At 74.0% G+C, this 2,450-nt stretch carries 1 protein-coding gene; it reads left to right on the forward strand.

Going from position 1 to position 2,450, the window contains the following annotated elements; translation table 11 throughout:
- Positions 1 to 334: 334 nt before the first annotated feature.
- Positions 335 to 2,383 carry a RecQ family ATP-dependent DNA helicase gene (locus N2041_RS14225; protein ID WP_297679238.1) on the forward strand — a complete coding sequence of 683 codons (2,049 nt, stop codon included), beginning with the start codon at positions 335 to 337 and terminating at the stop codon, positions 2,381 to 2,383.
- Positions 2,384 to 2,450: the final 67 nt, after the last annotated feature.

Here is a 2,450-nt window from a genome sequence, read left to right on the forward strand (position 1 = left end):
CCGGGAGAGTGTCAACTTCCAACCTCCAACCGTCGTCGCGGCGCGGAGGGGAGGCCCGTAGTCGCGGGGCTCCGTCCCCGCGGGGCGCCATGCGCCCAACGGATGTTCCGGGAACCGGGAGGTACTTGAACTCGAACGCCGGGGTGGGCCTCGCCGGCCCTCCGCGGGGACGGAGCCCCGCGGCTACGGAGTTGGGAGTTGGGAGTTGGGAGTTGGGAGTTGGGAGGGAGCGTAACGGCGGCTCGCGGACTCGCGGACTCGCAACCTCCAACCTCCAACCTCCAACCTCCAACTTCCAACCTCCAACCGCACAGGTGTTCTATACTGGGCGGCCGTGACGGCTGCAGCGGATGGGCTCGGGCGGGCGCGCGCGGTGCTCCGGGAGGTGTTCGGCTACGGGAGCTTCCGGCCGGGGCAGGAGGCGGTCATCGCCGACGTGCTGGCGGGGCGGGATGCGCTCGTGGTGATGCCGACGGGCGGCGGCAAAAGCATCTGCTACCAGGTGCCGGCGCTGGTCCTCGGTGAGGGGCTCACGCTGGTGGTCTCGCCGCTGCTCGCGCTCATGAAGGACCAGGTCGACGGCCTCCGCGCGATGGGCGTCGCGGCGGCGGCGATCAATTCGACCCAGGAGACCGACGCGCAGCGCGCCGTGCTGGCGGCGTGCGCCGAGGGGCGGGTGCGGCTCCTCTACGTCGCGCCCGAGCGGTTCCAGTCGGGCAGCTTCATGGCGGCGCTGCGGGCGATCCGCATCGCGCGGCTGGCGGTCGACGAAGCGCACTGCATCAGCCAGTGGGGGCACGACTTCCGGCCGAGCTACCGCGACCTCGGGGCGGTGCGGGAGCGGCTCGGTTCGCCGCCGACGGTGGCGCTGACGGCGACGGCGGACCCGCTGGTGCGGCAGGACATCGTCGAGCGGCTGCGGCTGCGGGAGCCCGCCATCCACGTGGCGGGGTTCGACCGGCCGAACCTCCGCTTCGAAACGGCGCGCGCGGGCAGCCTCGCGGAGAAGGCGGAGGCGGTGGCCGATGAGCTGGCGCCGCTGCGGGGCGCCTCGGCAATCGTCTACTGCGCGACGCGGAAGCGGACGGAGGACCTCGCGCGGGAGCTGCAGCGGCGGGGCATCCGCTGCGCGGCCTACCACGCGGGGCTGCCGGACGGCGACCGGCGGCGCATCCAGGACGCCTTCGCGCGGGACGCCGTGCGCGTCATCGTGGCGACGAACGCGTTCGGGATGGGGATCGACAAGCCGGACGTGCGGCTCGTGGTGCACCACGACCTGCCGGATTCGCTGGAGTCGTACTACCAGGAAGCGGGGCGGGCCGGGCGGGACGGCGACCCGGCGCGCTGCCTGCTGCTCTTCAGTGCACGGGACCGGCAGCTGCGGGAGTACTTCATCGAGATGGCGCACCCGAGCGCGGAGCGGGTGGTCGAGATCTACCGCGCGCTCGTCGCGGCGGAGGGGCGGCGGGTGCACGTGCGCGACCTGATGAAGGAGGAGGACGAGCCGGGGTTCAACGCGGCGGTGCAGGCACTGCTCGAATCGGGGCTGGCGGTGAAGCAGGGCTGGACGCTGGCGGCGACGCGGCCGGACGGCGAAGGTGCGATCGACACGGCGATGCTGGAAGCCCACCGGGCACACTCGTTCCGGAAGCTCGATGCGATGGAGGCGTATGCGACCTCGCGGACCTGCCTGCGGGCGCGGCTGCTGGCGTACTTCGGCGAGGCGCCCCCGGCCGCCTGCGGGAACTGCGGCCCCTGCCTCGCGGGGAGCCGGGGAGCCGCCGCGGAGGAGCGCCCTGCCGAAGAGGAAGCGCTCTTCCAGGAGCTGCGCGGCATCCGGCGGGCGTACGCCGAGGCCGAGGGCGTGCCGCCGTACATCGTGGCCTCGGACGCGGTGCTGCGGGAGATGGCGCGCCGGAAGCCGCGGAACCGGACGGAGATGCTGGCAGTGCCGGGCATGGGGCGGGTGAAGTTCGAGCGGTACGGCGAGGGGTTCCTCGCGGCGACCCGCGCGGCCGCGGTGGCGACGCGGCCGGCCCCGGCCGGCCGGGCGCCGCGGCCCGTGGTCCGCGACCCGGCGGCCTTCGCGCCGACGGTCCGGGAGACGCTCTCGCTCTACGAGGACGGGTTGCGGGACGTGGGGGAGATGGCGAAGGCGCGGTCGCTGGCGCCGGCGACGATCGTGAGCCACCTCGCCGAGCTGCTGGCGGCGGGGGCGATCCCTTCGCTCGAGGGGCTGGTGGCGCCGGGGAAGGTGGAGCTCGTGCGGGCCGCGGCGGGCGGCGGGCCGATCGGGAGTTTGAAGCCGCTGAAGGAGCGGCTCGGCGATACGGTGAGTTATGACGAGCTTCACCTCATCCGGGCGTGGCTCTCGCGGGGGTAGGGGGAGACGGGAGGCGGGAGGCGGGAAGCGGGAGGCGGGAGGCGGGAAGCGGGAGGCGGGAAGCGGG

Origin of the sequence: Tepidiforma sp., assembly GCF_026419595.1 — a bacterium.
Classification (GTDB): domain Bacteria; phylum Chloroflexota; class Dehalococcoidia; order Tepidiformales; family Tepidiformaceae; genus Tepidiforma.